Below are 18,357 nucleotides of genomic sequence, written 5' to 3' on the forward strand. Positions count from 1 at the left end.
TCACAGACCGCTTGGGCGTTATATGGTCAAGCCTCACGGGCAATTAGTACGCGTCAGCTCAATGCGTTGCCGCACTTACACACCGCGCCTATCGACCTCGTCGTCTTCGAGGGCCCTTCAGGGGGCGCAAGGCCCCGGGGAAGTCTCATCTTGAAGGGGGCTTCCCGCTTAGATGCCTTCAGCGGTTATCCCGTCCGGACCTGGCTACCCGGCGATGCCACGGGCGTGACAACCGGTACACCAGAGGTCCGTCCACTCCGGTCCTCTCGTACTAGGAGCAGCACTTCTCAAACTTCCGACGCCCACGGCAGATAGGGACCGAACTGTCTCACGACGTTCTAAACCCAGCTCGCGTACCACTTTAAATGGCGAACAGCCATACCCTTGGGACCGACTTCAGCCCCAGGATGTGATGAGCCGACATCGAGGTGCCAAACACCGCCGTCGATGTGAACTCTTGGGCGGTATCAGCCTGTTATCCCCGGAGTACCTTTTATCCGTTGAGCGATGGCCCTTCCATACAGAACCACCGGATCACTAGAACCTGCTTTCGCACCTGCTCGACGTGTCTGTCTCGCAGTCAAGCACCCTTGTGCTCTTGCACTCACTGCGCGATTTCCAACCGCGCTGAGGGTACCTTCGTGCTCCTCCGTTACGATTTGGGAGGAGACCGCCCCAGTCAAACTACCCACCACACACTGTCCTCGCACCGGCTCACGGTGCGGAGTTAGAACGCCGATGATGCAAGGCTGGTATTTCAAGGTTGGCTCCACCGCGGCTGGCGCCACGGTTTCACAGCCTCCCAGCTATCCTACACAAGCAACATCAGCGTCCAGTGTGAAGCTGTAGTAAAGGTTCACGGGGTCTTTCCGTCTGGCCGCGGGTACACAGCATCTTCACTGCGATTTCAATTTCACTGAGTCCCGGGTGGAGACAGCGTGGCCATCATTACGCCATTCGTGCAGGTCGGAACTTACCCGACAAGGAATTTCGCTACCTTAGGACCGTTATAGTTACGGCCGCCGTTTACCGGGGCTTCGATCAGGAGCTTCACCCCCGAAGGGGCTGACACCATCACTTAACCTTCCGGCACCGGGCAGGCGTCACACCCTATACGTCCGCTTGCGCGTTGGCAGAGTGCTGTGTTTTTAGTAAACAGTTGCAGCCACCTGGTCTCTTCGGCCGGTGTCCGCTCGAGCCGCGAGGGCTGTCACGGCCACCGGCGCACCTTCTCCCGAAGTTACGGTGCCATTTTGCCTAGTTCCTTCACCCGGGTTCTCTCAAGCGCCTTGGTATTCTCTACCTGACCACCTGTGTCGGTTTGGGGTACGGTCGCATGTGATCTGAAGCTTAGAGGCTTTTCCCGGAAGCGTGGCATCAGTGACTTCCACCCCGTGGGGTGTTCGTCTCGCATCTCGGCCGATGAGCGATCGGATTTGCCTGATCGCTCGGCCTACCTGCTTTCACCGGGGCAACCAACGCCCGGCTCACCTGGCCTTCTTCGTCCCCCCATCGCAATCACATCCGGTACGGGAATATTGACCCGTTTCCCATCGACTACGCCTTTCGGCCTCGCCTTAGGGGCCGACTCACCCTGCTCCGATTGACGTCGAACAGGAACCCTTGGTCTTCCGGCGGGGGAGGTTTTCACTCCCCTTATCGTTACTCATGTCAGCATTCGCACTTGTGATACCTCCAGCATGCCTCTCGACACACCTTCACAGGCCTACACAACGCTCCTCTACCGCGTGTCCGAAGACACGCCCGCAGCTTCGGTACCCGGTTTAGCCCCGTTACATCTTCCGCGCAGGCCGACTCGACCAGTGAGCTATTACGCTTTCTTTAAAGGATGGCTGCTTCTAAGCCAACCTCCTGGCTGTCTGAGCCTTCCCACATCGTTTCCCACTCAACCGGGATTTGGGGACCTTAGCTGGCGGTCCGGGTTGTTTCCCTCTTGACAACGGACGTTAGCACCCGCTGTCTGTCTCCCACGCTGTACTCACCGGTATTCGGAGTTTGCCTCGGTTTGGTAACCCGGGATGGGCCCCTAGCCGAAACAGTGCTCTACCCCCGGTGGTAATACGTGAGGCGCTACCCAAATAGCTTTCGAGGAGAACCAGCTATCTCCGGGCTTGATTAGCCTTTCACTCCGATCCACAGCTCATCCGAGTCCTTTTCAACGGACCCCGGTTCGGGCCTCCAGTCAGTGTTACCTGACCTTCACCCTGGCCATGGATAGATCGCCCGGTTTCGGGTCTGTATCCAGCGACTGCGCGCCCTGTTAAGACTCGGTTTCCCTGCGCCTCCCCTATGCGGTTAAGCTCGCCACTGAATACAAGTCGCTGACCCATTATACAAAAGGTACGCGGTCACCCTCCGAAGAAGGCTCCCACTGCTTGTACGCACACGGTTTCAGGATCTGTTTCACTCCCCTCACCGGGGTTCTTTTCGCCTTTCCCTCACGGTACTGGTTCACTATCGGTCAGCCAGGAGTATTTAGCCTTGGAGGATGGTCCCCCCGTCTTCAGTCAGGGTTTCACGTGCCCCGACCTACTCGATTTCACGACAATGGGATTTCGACTACGGGGCTGTCACCCGCTATGGCGTGCCTTTCCAGACACTTTGTCTATCCGTCATGCCGCTTAAGGGCTGCTCCCCGTTCGCTCGCCACTACTTGGGGAATCTCGGTTGATTTCTGTTCCTCGGGATACTTAGATGTTTCAGTTCTCCCGGTTCGCTTCCATGAGTTATGTATTGGCTCATGGATACTCATCTGATGATGAGTGGGTTTCCCCATTCGGAAATGCCCGGGTCGCAGGTTATTTGCCACCTCGCCGAGCCTTATCGCAGGCTGTCACGTCCTTCATCGCCTCTGGCTGCCTAGGCATCCACCGTGTGCGCTTCATCGCTTGACCATATAACCCCAAGGGGTCTGATCAGGATGACATACGATTCGCCGGATACGCTTGAGACGTATCACGTTTTGTCCGGATCGGCGGTCACGACACGAAGCGTGTGCTTCGGTGTTGCCGCCGACCGGAACAGTCAGCATGATCCACATTGTTAAAGAGCGTACTGTCGCAAAGCGACAGTCGGAAATCGGCTCGATGCTGTCATCGAATCGACTTGCGACTGTGCTTTCCTGCATATTCGGGTCAGTGGTGGAGCCAGGCGGGATCGAACCGCCGACCTCCTGCGTGCAAGGCAGGCGCTCTCCCAGCTGAGCTATGGCCCCTCTGACAATGCAATTCGTTTCTCGCGCGAAAGAAGGTATCGACGCATGGCCTGCCATGCGAGATGGCTTCTGACAATGCGAGAGACGAATTTGGTGGGTCTGGGCAGACTTGAACTGCCGACCTCACCCTTATCAGGGGTGCGCTCTAACCAACTGAGCTACAGACCCGAACAGTCTTCGCTCTATCCGATCAGGTAATTTGTTGTGGGCGCACTGGCTCACGCGGGCGGTTTGCGTTTAAGGAGGTGATCCAGCCGCAGGTTCCCCTACGGCTACCTTGTTACGACTTCACCCCAGTCGTGAACCACACCGTGGTGGTCGCCCTCCCGAAGGTTGGGCTAACCACTTCTGGTGCAGTCCACTCCCATGGTGTGACGGGCGGTGTGTACAAGGCCCGGGAACGTATTCACCGCGCCATTCTGATGCGCGATTACTAGCGATTCCGACTTCATGGAGTCGAGTTGCAGACTCCAATCCGGACTGAGGCGAGCTTTACGGGATTGGCTTCACGTCGCCGCTTCGCAACCCTTTGTACTCGCCATTGTAGCACGTGTGTAGCCCTGCCCGTAAGGGCCATGATGACTTGACGTCGTCCCCACCTTCCTCCGGTTTGTCACCGGCAGTCTCCCCAGAGTTCCCGGCCGGACCGCTGGCAAATGGGGATAGGGGTTGCGCTCGTTACGGGACTTAACCCAACATTTCACAACACGAGCTGACGACAGCCATGCAGCACCTGTCTCTGCGTTCCCGAGGGCACCCCGGAATCTCTTCCGGGTTCGCAGGATGTCAAGGGCAGGTAAGGTTCTTCGCGTTGCATCGAATTAAACCACATGCTCCACCGCTTGTGCGGGCCCCCGTCAATTCATTTGAGTTTTAGCCTTGCGGCCGTACTCCCCAGGCGGTCGACTTAGCGCGTTAACTGCGCCACCAGCCTCTCGAGGAGGCCAACGGCTGGTCGACATCGTTTACGGCATGGACTACCAGGGTATCTAATCCTGTTTGCTACCCATGCTTTCGCGCCTCAGCGTCAGTGTCAGTCCAGAAGGCCGCCTTCGCCACTGGTATTCCTCCCGATCTCTACGCATTTCACCGCTACACCGGGAATTCTACCTTCCTCTCCTGCACTCGAGCCTGCCCGTTCCGGATGCCGTTCCCGGGTTGAGCCCGGGGCTTTCACACCCGGCGTGACAGGCCGCCTACGCGCCCTTTACGCCCAGTAATTCCGATTAACGCTTGCACCCTCCGTATTACCGCGGCTGCTGGCACGGAGTTAGCCGGTGCTTCTTCTGCGGGTGATGTCCTTCGTGGCGGGTATTAACCGCCACGCCTTCTTCCCCGCTGAAAGTGCTTTACAACCCGAGGGCCTTCTTCACACACGCGGCATGGCTGGATCAGGCTTTCGCCCATTGTCCAATATTCCCCACTGCTGCCTCCCGTAGGAGTCCGGGCCGTGTCTCAGTCCCGGTGTGGCTGATCATTCTCTCAAACCAGCTACGGATCGCAGCCCTGGTGAGCCGTTACCTCACCAGCAAGCTAATCCGACATGGGCTCATCCGATAGCGCAAGGTCCGAAGATCCCCTGCTTTCTCCCGTAGGACGTATGCGGTATTAGCCCGGGTTTCCCCGGGTTATCCCCCACTACCGGGCAGATTCCCATGCATTACTCACCCGTCCGCCGCTCGCCGGCACCCCGAAGGGCCCGCTGCCGCTCGACTTGCATGTGTTAAGCCTGCCGCCAGCGTTCAATCTGAGCCATGATCAAACTCTTCAGTTGAAAGTCATGCGATCCTGACCGATGACCGAAACCATCGTGGCGGATCAATCCTGGCTCGAAAACGAAAACTCGCGATTTGACGAGTCGTCTGTTTCCGATGATGCTGTGCCGCACCGTCGTGAACCAGACGCCCACACAAATTACCTGATCGACTTGTTAAAGAGCGTTCCCGCCGTGGCCTGCGCCGTTTGCGAGAGAGTGAGCATTCTACTCACCGCCACCGAAATGTCAATGCCGATTTCGGTGGATGCTGCCGAAGCGAGGCTTCGGGGAACAACCGATCGATTCGCAAAAACTTCAATCGAATCAGCTGTCTGCAGCTGCCGGCCCGGGTGGCTGTTGCCCTGTCCGTTGCCAGCGGATGCGTACTCTACGCCTCGCCGACCGACCTGACAACCCCCGACGTCAGAAAAAATTCAGAGCCACATATTCATGACTGACCAGCGCTATTACCGAGAGCGAGAGACGCAAAAAAACAAAAGGGCCTGCAGCACATGACTGCAGGCCCCGCAATAATGGCCTTCCTGGCCGTCATAGGCACCTTCCGTGGCGCCTGCTGCAAAAAGTCATCGAGCGTCGCCATTCCATGGCTGCTGATACATCCTGTACCGCCTCGATGTGGAATTTACTCTACATACATGTACCGGACTTGTCCAACTTTTTATTGCCTGCACCCCTGCCTCACTCAAGGCTTGTACAAAAACGACAGTTTCATTACTGCAAGATGACCCGGGCAAAACGTTTCTTGCCGGCCTGAATCACGTGCGTGGCACCAGCTTCCAGCATTCGATCCCGCGCAACCACTTCGCCATCGACCCATACTCTTCCATTATTGAGCATATCCTTCGCTTGAGCGCTGTTTGTCACCAGGCCAGCTCGATTGAGGATTGCCCCGATTGGCATACGTGCCTGACCTTCCAGGTCGACCGTTACTTCTGGCAGATCCTCGGGCAATTCGCCCTCGGCCATCTGATTGCCACTGGAGCGATGAGCACTGGCAGCTGCCTCTTCACCATGGAAACGCGCCACCAGTTCACGTGCCAGTACCATCTTGATATCGCGCGGATTGGCCCCTGCTTCCACCTGTCCCATCAGTTCGCGTACCTCCGACATGGGCTTGAGTGACAAAAGCTCGAAATAGCGCCACATCAGACTGTCGGGCATGGAAACAATCTTGTTGAACATCTCCCCCGGCCGATCCGTGATGCCGACGTAGTTGCCCAGCGACTTGGACATTTTCTGCACACCGTCGAGCCCTTCAAGCAAGGGCATGGTGATCACGACCTGCGGTTCCTGACCATAGTGCTTCTGCAGCTCACGGCCCATCAGCAGATTGAATTTCTGATCGGTCCCTCCCAGCTCGACATCCGCTTCCAGGGCCACCGAGTCATATCCCTGAATCAATGGATAGAGGAACTCGTGAATGGCAATCGCCTGGTTGCCTCGGTAGCGCTTTTCGAAATCGTCCCGCTCCAGCATGCGTGCCACGGTTGACTGAGCCGCCAATTCGATCATGTCAGCTGCTGACAGCTTGCTCATCCACTCGGCATTGAATACCACCCGGGTCTGCTCGGGATGCAGAATCCTGAAGACCTGTTCCTGATAGGTGTGCGCGTTGGCCCGGACTTCTTCTTCCGTTAATGGTTTGCGCGTCACACTCTTGCCGGTGGGGTCACCAATCCGGCCGGTGAAATCGCCAATCAGGAACAGCACCTCATGTCCCAGATCCTGAAACTGACGGAGCTTGTTGATCAACACCGTATGCCCCAGGTGCAGATCGGGCGCCGTGGGATCGAAACCGGCCTTGATACGTAGCTTGCGCCCGGAAGCCAGTTTCCGTTCGAGCTCTTCCTCTACCAGGATTTCATGCGCACCACGCTTGATTACTGCCAGCGCCTCGGCGACCTCGGTCATGTTCTGCCTCTTCCGATCGTGATATCGACCCCCCCCTCGGCCCTGACGGGACCCGGCGGTTCCAGGACACGCATGATAGCATGCCCGCAGAGAGCGATTCAGCGCAGTACCAGCGCTGATCATGGCCTTATCGGAGAGATGCGATGCCCCTGATGATCGGACTGATGTCGGGTACCAGTCTGGACGGTATTGATGCAGCTCTGGTGCGCTGCAGCGACGACCATCCTCCCCGGTTACTGGCTACTCACGGTGAGGTCATGCCGGATGAATTGCGCCAGGCATTGTGGGAGCTGACCCACGCCGATACAGTGAGCTTCGCGCATCTGGCACGACTGGAGACGCAGTTTACCCGGTTACAGGCCGAGACTGTCGCCGCCCTGCTGACCCAGGCCGATACAAAAGCGGAAGAGATTGCGGCGATCGGCAGCCACGGACAAACCATTGAGCATCGTCCTGATGACGATTTTCCCTGGACCTGCCAGCTCGACAATCCCAGCCTGCTGGCCGAACTGACCGGCTGCCCGGTAGTCGGAGACTTTCGTCGCCGCGACCTGGCTGCCGGAGGACAGGGCGCGCCACTGGCGCCGGCCTTCCACGCCGCTCTGTTTCGCGATCCTCTGGAATGGCGGGTACTGCTCAACCTTGGTGGCTTTGCCAATGTCTCCCTGCTCCCTCCCACAGGGAGTACTCATCTGATCACCGGATTCGATACCGGCCCGGCCAATGCGCTGATGGATGGCTGGTATGCCCGTCATCATGCCGGCACTTTCGACCGCGATGGCGCCTGGGCAGCGACCGGCCGGGTGAACAATGCCCTGCTGCAGCGACTGCTGGCTGACCCCTTCTTTCATCGTCCGCCACCGCGCAGCACCGGTCGGGAGCACTTTCATCAACAGTGGCTGGATGAACAACTGACCGGGCAGGAAATGCCAGAGGATGTACAGGCCACCCTGCTGGAACTGACAGCCAAAAGTATTCGCGACGGCATTGTCATGGGCCTGTCCACAAGTTCGAACGCTCACCCTGTCAGCGTGGTGCCTTGCGGAGGCGGTGCGCACAACCACTGCCTCATCGAGCGACTCACGGCACTGCTGGCACCGATGACGCTGCTCCCCTGCGAACACCTGGGTTGGTCACCGGACTGGCTGGAAGCAGGCGCCTTTGCCTGGCTGGCCTGGCGACGACTGAACGGTCAACCCGGCAATCTGGCAACCGTTACCGGTGCACAGGGTGCACGTGTTCTGGGCGGCCTCTACGCCCGCTGAGTATGCAAGCAACCACCCGGCAGAGGAATCATTCGGTCGCGTGACCGCCATGGACGATCAGGCCCTCGGTAGCCAGCCGATTGATGGCCGCCTCCATGGTCTGCATGCCTGCTCCGCCCCCGGTCTGCAGTGCCGAGTAAATCTGCGCCACCTTGTCTTCACGGATCAGATTGCGAATGGCGGGCGTGGCTACCAGAACTTCATGCGCCGCTACGCGACCGCCACCGATCCGTTTGAGCAACGTTTGGGAGATCACGCCCTGCAGCGATTCGGAAAGCATCGAGCGCACCATCGATTTTTCTTCCCCCGGGAAGACATCGACAATGCGATCCACCGTACGCGCTGCCGAGGTGGTATGCAGAGTGGCAAACACCACATGCCCGGTCTCGGCGGCGGTCAGCGCCAGCCGAATGGTTTCCAGATCGCGCAGCTCTCCCACCAGAATGACATCCGGGTCTTCCCGCAAGGCCGAACGCAGCGCCGCAGCCACCCCATGGGTGTCCCGTCCGGCTTCGCGCTGGTTGATCAGGCAACGTCGTGCCGTGTGTACAAATTCGATGGGATCTTCGATGGTGAGGATATGCTCATGACGATTTCGATTGATGTAATCGAGCATTGCCGCCAGCGTAGTGGACTTGCCTGAGCCGGTAGGCCCGGTGACCAGTACCAGACCATGTTTGAGCGACGCCAGCTGACGAAACACTTCGCCCAGGCCGAGCTCCTCAAGCTCGGGCACGGTGGCGGGAATGGTCCTGAACACCCCGGCTGCACCACGCTGTTGGGTGAACACATTGACACGAAAGCGCGAGACACCTGACAGCTCGAAGGAGAAATCGATTTCCAGCGCTGTTTCGTACTCCGCTCGTTGCGGGTCAGTCATCACGGAGTGCAACAGGGCACGTACCGCACTATCATCCAGCGGCGGCACATTGAGGCGTCGAATATCACCATCAATGCGGATCATCGGTGGCAGGCCGGCCGACAGATGCAGGTCGGAGGCCTTCTGCTTTGCCGAAAATGCCAGCAGTTCGGTAATATCCATTCAACTTGCACTCCTTCGGACCTGGATGGATGACAGAGCATTACAACCGGCCATCCGCCGGCACAAGCAGCACTATCGAAGACCATATCGTCCGGGTACGGCATCGGCTTGAGCAGGCCCTGGACGCTGCCGGTCGCCCTGTTGATAGCGCACGTCTGCTGGCGGTCAGCAAGACACAGCCAGCATCAGCGATCCGGGCAGCCTATGCGACAGGTCAGCTTGCCTTTGGCGAAAACTACCTGCAGGAAGCACTGGAGAAACAACAGATGCTGCAGGATCTGCCGCTGGAATGGCACTTCATTGGCGCGCTCCAGTCCAACAAGACCCGGGAGGTCGCCGAGCATTTCGAGTGGGTCCATACCGTCGATCGGGAGAAGATCGCACGACGACTCAGCGATCAGCGTCTCGGGACGCAACAGCCGCTCAACATCTGCCTGCAGGTCAATGTCAATGATGAGTCCGGCAAAGCCGGCACCACTTTCGAGGCGTTACCCGCGCTGGCAGAAAGCGTGCTGGAACTGCCCAACCTCTCCCTGCGCGGATTGATGGCCATCCCGGCCGCCAGCAAAGACCACGAGACCCAGCGTCTGGCCTTTCGTCAGCTGCGTGAAGCGCTCTCCCGGTTGCAGGAAAGGTTTCCGGAGGCGCCACTCGATACGCTTTCGATGGGCATGAGCAATGACCTCGAAGCGGCCATTCTGGAAGGTGCCACACTGGTTCGGATCGGTAGTGCCATTTTCGGCGCCCGGCCAACCCCCTGAAAATCAGTGGTCAGTTTCGCACGTCATTCATGCAGCTACAGGAATTCACTACATGGCAAGCCAAATTACCTTTATCGGGGCCGGCAATATGGCCCGTGCCATTTTTGGCGGACTGATCGAGAGCGGCTACCCCGCTGATGCCATTACCGCTACTGCACGTCATCAACAAACGCTCGACACGCTGGCGGCGCGCTATGGCATCAATGTCACTACCGATAACGCCGGGGCAGTGGCAGACGCCGATGTAGTCATCCTGGCAGTCAAGCCACAACTCATGCGTAATGTATGCCAGTCACTTGGTGAAGCGCTCGCCATCGGCCGCCCGCTGATCATCTCGGTAGCCGCCGGTATCACCGTCGACACCCTGGCTGACTGGCTCGATGATCCCACTCTGCCCATCGTGCGCTGCATGCCCAACACCCCTTCTCTGGTAGGCACCGGTGCCAGCGGATTGTTTGCCGGTCAGCAGGTCAGTGCCGAGCAGCGTGAACTGGCCGAGTCGCTGATGCGCGCCGTGGGCATTGTCGAGTGGGTCGAAGAAGAGACGCTGCTTAGCGCCGTCACCGCCATTGCCGGCAGCGCCCCGGCCTACTTTTTCTACATGATCGAGGCCCTGGAAAAAGCCGGGGTAGCACGTGGGCTGTCTCCGGACAGCTCACGCCGGCTGGCCATTCAGACAGCACTGGGCGCAGCACGCATGGCCGATCAGAGCGAATACGATCCCGAAACCCTCAAGCAACAGGTGATGTCGCCGAAAGGCACCACTGAGCGAGCGATTCACTGCTTCGAGCAGGCCGGTCTGGAGCGCATCGTCGATGATGCGACCCGGGCCTGCTTCGATCGGGCCGAAGAGCTGGCCCGAGAACTCCAGCAGCGCTGAACAACATCAACCGATTTCCGCCACCCTGTCACGACGGAGAGCTCCCATGGGGACCCAGCTGGGCAATACCGGCATAATGCTGATCAACACTCTGATCAATCTGTACCTGTTCGTGCTGATGCTGCGCTTTCTGCTGCATGCTTCGAAAGCCGACTACTACAATCCCATCAGCCAGGGTGTGGTCAAGGCGACCTCTCCACTGGTGGCCCCGGTGCAGAAGGTACTGCGACCAATGGGTCCCATTGATGTCGCCACGCTGGTGGTGGGTCTGGTAGTCAAGGCGATCGGTATCATTCTGGTGCTGTGGATCGTCGGTTATGGCGTGCCGCCGATCATCAATCTGCTACTGGCGGCAGTAGCCGGCGTTGCCAATGCCATTCTCAAGATCTATTTCTTCGCTCTGATCATCATGATCATTCTCAGCTGGGTGGCGCCACGTGCCAGTCACCCCGGCGCGCTGCTGGTCATGCAGATCACCGAACCGATCATGGCGCCGGTTCGTCGCATTATTCCTCCGTTGGGCATGATCGATCTCTCACCGATCGTGGTCTTTCTGTTGATCAATGTCATCGACAGCCTGGTGGTCGGCTCACTGAGTCGCGCATCAGGGCTGGGAGCGCTGGTCGGGTTCTGACCCGAGACAGCTGTTTGATGTGCTACAGTGCGTCCTCGTGTCGATCACCCAGGGGACGCCTGTCAGAGTGCCGCCGACTTCGGTCAGGACACGCCTGTTGAACCCAACCGCGGATACCATCGTCGAATGCCTGACACCTCGTCTGCCGCTTCGGTCGGCCTGGTCACACCCAGCACGGCTTGCTTCGATACGCCGCTTGAACTCGCCTGTGGCCGCGTCCTGCCGGAATGGGAGCTGGTCTACGAAACCTATGGCGAACTCAATGACGAGCGCAGCAATGCCGTGCTGGTCTGCCACGCGTTGTCAGGCCATCACCATGCTGCCGGCTACCATCATGTCGACGACCGCAAGCCGGGCTGGTGGGATGCTCATATCGGCCCTGGCAAATCGATCGACACCCGTCGTTTTTTCGTCATTGTCATCAACAACCTGGGTGGCTGCCATGGCAGCACCGGGCCGACCAGTGTCAATCGAGAAAGCGGTCGTCTGTGGGGTCCGGACTTCCCACTGATGACGGTGCCCGACTGGGTCAACAGCCAGGCCATGCTTGCCGACCGGCTGGGTATTGAACGGTTCGCCGCGGTGGTGGGTGGTAGCCTGGGCGGCATGCAGGTACTTCAATGGGCACTGAGCTATCCGGAGCGCATTGCCAATGCCGTGGTGATCGCTGCCACGACACGCCTCTCTGCCCAGAACATTGCCTTCAATGAAGTTGCTCGTCAGGCCATTCGCTCCGATCCCGAATTTCATGATGGCTGGTACGCCGAACACGGTGTGGTGCCGCGTCATGGTCTGCGTCTGGCACGCATGGTCGGCCACATCACCTATCTTTCGGAAGATGCGATGGGCACCAAGTTCGGTCGTGATCTGCGTACCGAGAGTCCCAACTTCGGCTATGACGTGGAATTCGAAGTTGAGTCCTATCTGCGCTATCAGGGAGACACCTTCTCCACTCGCTTCGATGCCAACACCTATCTTCTGATGACCAAGGCGCTGGATTATTTCGACCCCGCCGGTACGCATGGCAATGACCTGGTAGCAGCACTCTCACCGGCGCAATGCCGCTTTCTGGTAATCAGTTTCACCAGTGACTGGCGTTTCGCACCGAGTCGCTCCAGAGAGCTGGTGGATGCTCTGCTGCATGCCGACAAGCCGGTCAGCTATGTCAATATCGACTCACCCTACGGCCATGACGCTTTTCTGCTTCCCAACCCTCGTTATGAGGCCGCCCTGGGCGGGTTCATGAAGCGCGTGGCTGCCGAGACGGCTGAAAGGGGTGAGACAACGCGATCGGGAGTATCAGGCTGATGCGCAGCGATCTTACCCTGATTCACCGCTGGGTCCCCGAAGGGGCCAGGGTGCTCGACCTCGGTTGTGGTGATGGCACCCTGCTGGCAGCACTGCATCAGAATAAACAGGTCAGCGGTTATGGGCTGGAAATTGACCATGACGGGATCAGTGCATGTCTGGAGAAAGGGGTCAATGTCATTGAACAGGATCTTGATCAGGGCCTGACCAATATCCCCGATGATGCCTTCGACCTGGTGGTCATGACCCAGGCACTTCAGGTATTGCGACGACCGGACCTGATGCTCGAAGAGATGCTTCGAGTCGCCCGTGAATGCATTATCACCTTTCCCAACTTTGCATGGTGGCGTCATCGACTGCATCTGGGCCTGCGCGGCCGGATGCCGGTGTCGAATGCGCTCCCTCACCAGTGGTACGACACCCCCAATATCCACCTGTCGACCTTCCGTGACTTCGAACAACTCTGCCGTGAACGGGGCCATACCATTACCGATCGGGCCGTGGGGAATGGCCACCGCGAGTATTGGCGGGCGCAGCGCTGGCCCAACCTGTTCGGTCAGGTGGCCATCTTCCGGGTGCGTCGCTGACACCGTTGATGTCGTCTAACAGATACCAGGTTTCGGGACAAAGCTGGCAGGACTGCTAACAGCACAGCTGTCGAACGCCGTTTCATGATAAAATTCGGGATACTCCAGTATTATTCGACAGCGCTCATGCCCCTTCCGGAATCGCTTCACAGCCCGGCGCCAACCGATATTGGTGTCTCCAGAGACGACAACATCCTCCTTCATCGCTGTGCCATGGGCGATACGACCGCCTTCAGGCAATTGCGTGATGTCGAACTGCCGCTGATGCTGGCAGTCAGTCGGGCATTCATGACAACCCCCTCACACTGTGATCAGGTCGTCCATGACGCCCTGGTGCTGGGCTGGAAGAATGCCCGACGCTTTTCATCCGAGGGAGGCCATGCCCGCCACTGGTTATGGCGCATATTCTGCTCACGCCTGGCCAATCAGCTGCGGGCTCTTGAGGCATGGCCGCTCGCTGAAGATGCCGAAAACGCGGTCGATCACATTGCCCGGGCGCTGCAACCACGACTGACACGATCCTCCCCGGCGGACCCGACTTCCGAGCTGCCGGCGCTGGCAGCGGCTCTTCCCGTCGCTGCGCCCTCCGATGCCCTGCTGAAACGTATCGATACCACCATCGGTTATCTTCCACCCAACTCCGGTACCGAGGGCATGCCGGCAGGTGAAACGATCTTCGGATCGCTTTATCACCCGGCACTGCGCTGGCCCATTGCGCGAGCGCGGCTGCAATACCGATTTCGTGAGGGCTTCAAGCATCTGATCGGCAGGCCCCTGGAAGATGCCTGGTTCGAGCGTTGGTGCAAGGGCTGGAAAGGGGCCCGGCTGGAAGCACTGGGTCTCCCCCGGCGCAGTGTAGAAGAGCGCCTCGATGCCCGACTCGATCTCTCACTGTCGCCACAGGACCTGCTCTGTTCGGTTTCCTTTCCCGATCGTGCGGAACGGCGTCGCCTGGCCAATCAGTTCATCTGGCAGGGTAACTGGGATCATCGGCTGTCGGATGTGCGTACCGGCAAGGCCTATCGCTTCATTGCCGATATCTGGCAGCACCGACTTGATCTTGCACAAAGTGATGCCTATCAGCATTACATGGAGCGCCTGCACCAGGGCCGGCCATGGCGATCACACCACAAGGGAGTATCGCTTGATACGCCCGAGCGCATCCTGCGCTGGCTGCGTATTTATCATCTTTATCTGGAAGACATGGCCTGCTTCGGTTTCGATGCCGGTCTGGGCAAGGATCGGCTGGGAGTCGCCATTGATCGTCATGGCCAGATCGTCAAGATCAACAAGGGGCTGCATCGGCTGGCCATGGCCCAGGTGCTGGGCATCAGCACATTACCGGTCAGGGTTCGTGGCGTACATCGCCAGTGGTGGGTTGATCAGGTGGGCCACCATCAGGGTGATGCCGCACTTGATGCCATGGCGCGTGCACTGCCAACATGCCGTCCTGCCCCGCTATCAGCCATTCGTGAATGGCAGCGCTGACCCCTGGACCAAAGTCGAATCCCCCTCGTCACTGCGTTATCATCCTGCATCGACATCGACGCCGCGGAGGGCCGCATGAATTTCCATACTCGCAAGTGGATCAAGCCCGAGGATCTCAACCCCAACGGCAGCCTGTTCGGCGGCAGTCTGTTACGCTGGATCGATGAGGAAGCGGCCATCTATGCCGTAATCCAGCTGGGCAATTCGCGGGTCGTGACCAAGTACATGTCTTCGATCAACTTCGTTTCCAGTGCACGCCAGGGCGATATCATCGAGCTGGGTATTACAGCTACCCACTTTGGCACCACATCACTGACGCTGCACTGCGTAGTTCGCAACAAGATTACCCAGAAGAACATTCTTACCATCGATGAAATTGTCTTCGTCAACATGGGTGAAGATGGCAGACCCACTCCGCACGGCAAGACACATATCACCTACCTGCGTGATCGCACGCTCGAGGATGCTGATCGAGCCACCTGACAACGGCGCCCCCTGATGCGGCGCTCACATCAGGGGTGTTCATCCATCACGATCGGCAGCATCCGTTTCACCCCGATTTCCCCGGGCGTGATGTCGCAGCCCACCGCCAGCACTTCCACGCCCTGCCGCCTGGCCTCCGCCAGAGTCTCGGCATAACGTGGATCGATGTGGCGGGCCGGTGCCACGCGTTCAATGCCGGTATGCGCCACACAGAACAGCAGCACGGCCCGCCAGCCCTCAGCCGACAGCGCCATCAGACTTTCCAGATGACGCCGCCCGCGCTCGCTGACGGCATCCGGGAAGCATCCCAGACCACTCCCCTCGTGCAAGGTGACCTGCTTGACCTCGACGAAAGCTGCCGGTAACTGATCGATATGTTCCTGCAGACAGAAGTCGAGCCTGGCCCCTGCCACTCTGACCTCCCGCCGCTGCGTTTGATATCCCTCGAATGATGGGAGATGTTGCCGAATGAATGCCTGCTCGATAACGGCATTGGTACGCCCGGTATGCACGGAAGCCATCGCCCCATCGGGCAGCTCGATCAGCTCCCAGGTCCACGACAGCTTGCGATGCGGAGCGCTCGAGTGCGATACCCAAACCCGGCAGCCGGGAATATTAACCGCTCGCATAGAGCCGGTATTGGGGCAATGAGCGACCACCTCCCGACCATCCGAGAGTCGGATGTCGGCCAGAAAGCGCTTATAGCGACGCAGCAGCACTCCTTCGGTCAGAGCCGGCAGCCTCATGACGCAACCTGCTGCACAGTGGCTCGACAAATGCCAGCCTTCCGATCAAGCTCATCTTCCGATCCTTCCCCAGTCGAATCGGCCCGTACCAGACTCCGCCCGTGCCTGAACCCCATCTGAATACTCCTGTCTGCCGCCTGTCCTGCTGTGGCCCGCTCCCGCCCGGTATGGCGGTGAACAAGAGCGGATATTCGACCATTACGCACACATTGATGGTTGCAAAAGGAGCCACTTTTCGCTAAATAGCACTCCTTCAGGCATCCGGGTTCATCAGGACGCCGTGATTCAATGGCAGTATTGCGCCCCGGGTGGCACGACTGCCACGTAGTCACATTATCAGTGAGGCACTCTCCCATGGCAGTAGCCGAGCAGCAGCCGCAAGCACTCGAAAAGTTCACTCCGTATCAACCGGAGCCGAATGAAGAGTACATGAATGACCAGCAGCTGGCGCATTTTCGCAACATCCTGCTGGCCTGGAAGCGCGAGCTCATGGAAGAGGTCGATCGCACCGTGCAGCATCTGCAGGAAGAAGCCAACAATTATGCTGACCCTGCCGATCGCGCTACCCAGGAAGAGGGATTCAATCTCGAACTGCGCACCCGCGACCGGGAACGCAAACTGCTGAAGAAGATCAACGAGACCATCGAACGCATTGACGAAGACGACTACGGTTTTTGTGAGGCCTGTGGCGTTGAAATCGGTATCCGTCGCCTTGAAGCGCGGCCCACGGCTACCTTGTGCGTTGACTGCAAGACCCTTTCCGAGCTCAAGGAAAAGCAGCTCGGTAGCTGACCCCTTCCGGCACGGCCTGGCCGTGCCACTCTGGTTTTCCGTGTATGCCCCGGTATATTGGCCGCTTTGCTCCTACCCCTTCCGGTCCATTGCATTTCGGCTCGCTGATTGCCGCACTGGCCAGCTGGCTGGATGCCCGATCGGTCAACGGTTGCTGGTATCTACGCATCGAGGATGTCGACACACCTCGAAGCTCGCAGCAGGCCATCGACACCATTCGTCGTCAGCTCGAGGCCTTTGGCCTGTATTATGACGGCCCCATCATGTATCAGCATACTCGCCATGAGGCCTACCGGCAGGCGCTGGAGCGCTTGCGCAGTCAGGGCATGGCCTACCCCTGCAGCTGCACCCGCCGCGAATTGTCCGGGTATCAGCGCTATCCTGGCTGGTGTCGCCAGTCGCCCCGACAACCGGACCGCGATCTGGCATGGCGGTTGCGCACCGATATCGGCGCATCAGAGATTGTCTGGGAGGATCGTCGGCTTGGCAGGCAGTGCTGGCCCCTTGATCACGCCGGAGATGTCATCCTCAGGCGCCGCGATGGCATCTGGGCTTATCAGCTGGCCGTGGTGGTCGATGATGCCGACCAGCAGATCACCGACATCGTGCGTGGCATGGATCTGCTCGACAACACACCCTGGCAGCGTCATTTGCAGCTGGCGCTGGGCATGACAGCACCACGCTACCTTCATCTGCCGCTGATTGTGGCCGCCAACGGCCAGAAGCTCTCCAAACAGAATCTGGCACCCGCCCTGCCGGTCGAGGGGGATGCACCACGCCTGTTACTACACCGCGCACTTACGGCCCTGGGACAGCAACCTGCTGAAGAGCTGGCCGATTATCCCGTTGCTCAGCAGCTCGCCTGGGCCGCCACCCACTGGTCAACAGAGCGTCTCGGGTGTACCGATCAATGGGTCGATCCGGGTTTCTCCTGAGCAGTGAACCAGCGAGACCCGCCCCTCGGGTATCGACCATGGTCGTCATTTTAATTTCACTCGGAATCCGTACCATGTGAATCGGATCGGTTACGCACCGCAACCGAGCAAGGCATGCACCAGAATGCACCATCAGGGGGCTCGAATCAGCCAACAAAAGCGCCCGATGGCCAAACAAACAATCCAAACAAAATGCAATTCGCTGTTTTTGAATGATTTTTTTGAAAATGGCACGAGTGCTGCTCTAGATAAACCAAGAAAAACAACATGCTCTTTCGACAGGCTTCAACAACAACAATCGCCTCTCGAAGCTGCCGGGCCCGATGACAACAATAACAATTGGGCGCCGTTGGTTTACCGGATACTCCAGCTCCAACAAGAATAATGGCTTCGGGTATCACCGGAGGACAACAACAATAATGTTCCGGGTGAAAAGCAGTACGCGATACCGAAACGCTGTAACAACAAGAACAATCACAGCGTTCGGAATGTTCCGGCCAATAACAACAATCG

The 18,357-nt window shown here is 58.6% G+C and carries 13 protein-coding genes, 2 tRNA genes and 2 rRNA genes; 10 read left to right on the forward strand and 7 right to left on the reverse strand.

Annotated elements, in window-relative coordinates:
• Window positions 1-22: 22 nt before the first annotated feature.
• The 5 genes from FY550_RS14150 to tyrS all read right to left on the reverse strand — a co-directional run bounded on the left by FY550_RS14150 (window position 23) and on the right by tyrS (window position 6,923).
• Window positions 23-2,915: ribosomal RNA gene (locus FY550_RS14150) — 23S ribosomal RNA — on the reverse strand.
• A 244-nt stretch (window positions 2,916-3,159) separates the two neighbouring features.
• Window positions 3,160-3,235, reverse strand: a tRNA-Ala gene (locus tag FY550_RS14155).
• Between the two features lie 91 nt (window positions 3,236-3,326).
• Window positions 3,327-3,403: transfer RNA gene (locus tag FY550_RS14160), tRNA-Ile, on the reverse strand.
• A 70-nt stretch (window positions 3,404-3,473) separates the two neighbouring features.
• Window positions 3,474-5,009 (reverse strand): 16S ribosomal RNA (locus FY550_RS14165).
• The 16S and 23S rRNA genes sit together here with 2 tRNA genes alongside, the layout of an rRNA operon.
• A gap of 714 nt (window positions 5,010-5,723) precedes the next feature.
• Entirely contained in the window at window positions 5,724-6,923 is a 1,200-nt protein-coding gene (tyrS, locus tag FY550_RS14170) for a tyrosine--tRNA ligase (RefSeq protein ID WP_149054621.1), read from the reverse strand.
• A gap of 143 nt (window positions 6,924-7,066) precedes the next feature.
• On the opposite strand from tyrS, the gene FY550_RS14175 reads away from it, so the two are divergent.
• A complete protein-coding gene (locus FY550_RS14175; protein WP_070978208.1) occupies window positions 7,067-8,188 on the forward strand; it encodes an anhydro-N-acetylmuramic acid kinase in 1,122 nt (373 codons plus the stop codon).
• Window positions 8,189-8,216: 28 nt separating this feature from the next.
• Here the strand turns inward: FY550_RS14175 and FY550_RS14180 are convergent, their stop codons facing one another.
• The gene (locus FY550_RS14180; RefSeq protein ID WP_070978206.1) at window positions 8,217-9,230 is read right to left on the reverse strand and encodes a type IV pilus twitching motility protein PilT; all 1,014 of its coding nucleotides are present in this window, start codon (window positions 9,228-9,230) and stop codon (window positions 8,217-8,219) included.
• 29 nt (window positions 9,231-9,259) lie between these two features.
• Between FY550_RS14180 and FY550_RS14185 the strand changes: the two genes are divergently transcribed.
• The 7 genes from FY550_RS14185 to FY550_RS14215 all read left to right on the forward strand — a co-directional run bounded on the left by FY550_RS14185 (window position 9,260) and on the right by FY550_RS14215 (window position 15,371).
• Window positions 9,260-9,991, forward strand: coding sequence for a YggS family pyridoxal phosphate-dependent enzyme (locus FY550_RS14185; RefSeq protein ID WP_070978202.1), 732 nt, complete (start codon window positions 9,260-9,262; stop codon window positions 9,989-9,991).
• Window positions 9,992-10,043: 52 nt separating this feature from the next.
• Window positions 10,044-10,871: a pyrroline-5-carboxylate reductase gene (gene proC, locus FY550_RS14190; protein WP_070978201.1), complete on the forward strand. Its 828-nt coding sequence runs from the start codon at window positions 10,044-10,046 to the stop codon at window positions 10,869-10,871.
• 46 nt (window positions 10,872-10,917) lie between these two features.
• A complete protein-coding gene (locus FY550_RS14195) occupies window positions 10,918-11,505 on the forward strand; it encodes a YggT family protein (RefSeq protein ID WP_070978200.1) in 588 nt (195 codons plus the stop codon).
• A 126-nt stretch (window positions 11,506-11,631) separates the two neighbouring features.
• Window positions 11,632-12,813: a homoserine O-succinyltransferase MetX gene (gene metX, locus FY550_RS14200; RefSeq protein WP_070978196.1), complete on the forward strand. Its 1,182-nt coding sequence runs from the start codon at window positions 11,632-11,634 to the stop codon at window positions 12,811-12,813.
• Complete coding sequence (metW, locus tag FY550_RS14205; RefSeq protein WP_070978193.1) at window positions 12,813-13,400, forward strand: methionine biosynthesis protein MetW; 588 nt, start codon at window positions 12,813-12,815, stop codon at window positions 13,398-13,400. Before metX ends, metW begins: the two co-directional genes overlap by 1 nt.
• Window positions 13,401-13,526: 126 nt before the next feature.
• The gene (locus FY550_RS14210; RefSeq protein ID WP_070978191.1) at window positions 13,527-14,888 is read left to right on the forward strand and encodes a hypothetical protein; all 1,362 of its coding nucleotides are present in this window, start codon (window positions 13,527-13,529) and stop codon (window positions 14,886-14,888) included.
• A 75-nt stretch (window positions 14,889-14,963) separates the two neighbouring features.
• Entirely contained in the window at window positions 14,964-15,371 is a 408-nt protein-coding gene (locus FY550_RS14215; RefSeq protein WP_070978188.1) for an acyl-CoA thioesterase, read from the forward strand.
• A 29-nt stretch (window positions 15,372-15,400) separates the two neighbouring features.
• On the opposite strand, the gene sfsA is transcribed toward FY550_RS14215, so the two are convergent.
• The gene (gene sfsA, locus FY550_RS14220; protein WP_149054622.1) at window positions 15,401-16,117 is read right to left on the reverse strand and encodes a DNA/RNA nuclease SfsA; all 717 of its coding nucleotides are present in this window, start codon (window positions 16,115-16,117) and stop codon (window positions 15,401-15,403) included.
• 354 nt (window positions 16,118-16,471) lie between these two features.
• On the opposite strand from sfsA, the gene dksA reads away from it, so the two are divergent.
• The gene (gene dksA / locus FY550_RS14225) at window positions 16,472-16,909 is read left to right on the forward strand and encodes an RNA polymerase-binding protein DksA (protein WP_070978182.1); all 438 of its coding nucleotides are present in this window, start codon (window positions 16,472-16,474) and stop codon (window positions 16,907-16,909) included.
• 44 nt (window positions 16,910-16,953) lie between these two features.
• Window positions 16,954-17,844, forward strand: coding sequence for a tRNA glutamyl-Q(34) synthetase GluQRS (gene gluQRS, locus FY550_RS14230; protein ID WP_070978180.1), 891 nt, complete (start codon window positions 16,954-16,956; stop codon window positions 17,842-17,844).
• Window positions 17,845-18,357 lie beyond the last annotated feature (513 nt).

Source organism: Kushneria phosphatilytica (assembly GCF_008247605.1).
GTDB lineage: Bacteria > Pseudomonadota > Gammaproteobacteria > Pseudomonadales > Halomonadaceae > Kushneria > Kushneria phosphatilytica.

What these genes read in the sequence shown, in the direction of transcription:
- tyrS (WP_149054621.1), bottom strand. Translation starts at nt 6,923, where the DNA reads ATGACCGAGGTCGCCGAGGCGCTGGCAGTAATCAAGCGTGGTGCGCAT.
- FY550_RS14175 (WP_070978208.1), top strand. Translation starts at nt 7,067, where the DNA reads ATGCCCCTGATGATCGGACTGATGTCGGGTACCAGTCTGGACGGTATT.
- FY550_RS14180 (WP_070978206.1), bottom strand. Translation starts at nt 9,230, where the DNA reads ATGGATATTACCGAACTGCTGGCATTTTCGGCAAAGCAGAAGGCCTCC.
- FY550_RS14185 (WP_070978202.1), top strand. Translation starts at nt 9,260, where the DNA reads ATGACAGAGCATTACAACCGGCCATCCGCCGGCACAAGCAGCACTATC.
- proC (WP_070978201.1), top strand. Translation starts at nt 10,044, where the DNA reads ATGGCAAGCCAAATTACCTTTATCGGGGCCGGCAATATGGCCCGTGCC.
- FY550_RS14195 (WP_070978200.1), top strand. Translation starts at nt 10,918, where the DNA reads ATGGGGACCCAGCTGGGCAATACCGGCATAATGCTGATCAACACTCTG.
- metX (WP_070978196.1), top strand. Translation starts at nt 11,632, where the DNA reads ATGCCTGACACCTCGTCTGCCGCTTCGGTCGGCCTGGTCACACCCAGC.
- metW (WP_070978193.1), top strand. Translation starts at nt 12,813, where the DNA reads ATGCGCAGCGATCTTACCCTGATTCACCGCTGGGTCCCCGAAGGGGCC.
- FY550_RS14210 (WP_070978191.1), top strand. Translation starts at nt 13,527, where the DNA reads ATGCCCCTTCCGGAATCGCTTCACAGCCCGGCGCCAACCGATATTGGT.
- FY550_RS14215 (WP_070978188.1), top strand. Translation starts at nt 14,964, where the DNA reads ATGAATTTCCATACTCGCAAGTGGATCAAGCCCGAGGATCTCAACCCC.
- sfsA (WP_149054622.1), bottom strand. Translation starts at nt 16,117, where the DNA reads ATGAGGCTGCCGGCTCTGACCGAAGGAGTGCTGCTGCGTCGCTATAAG.
- dksA (WP_070978182.1), top strand. Translation starts at nt 16,472, where the DNA reads ATGGCAGTAGCCGAGCAGCAGCCGCAAGCACTCGAAAAGTTCACTCCG.
- gluQRS (WP_070978180.1), top strand. Translation starts at nt 16,954, where the DNA reads ATGCCCCGGTATATTGGCCGCTTTGCTCCTACCCCTTCCGGTCCATTG.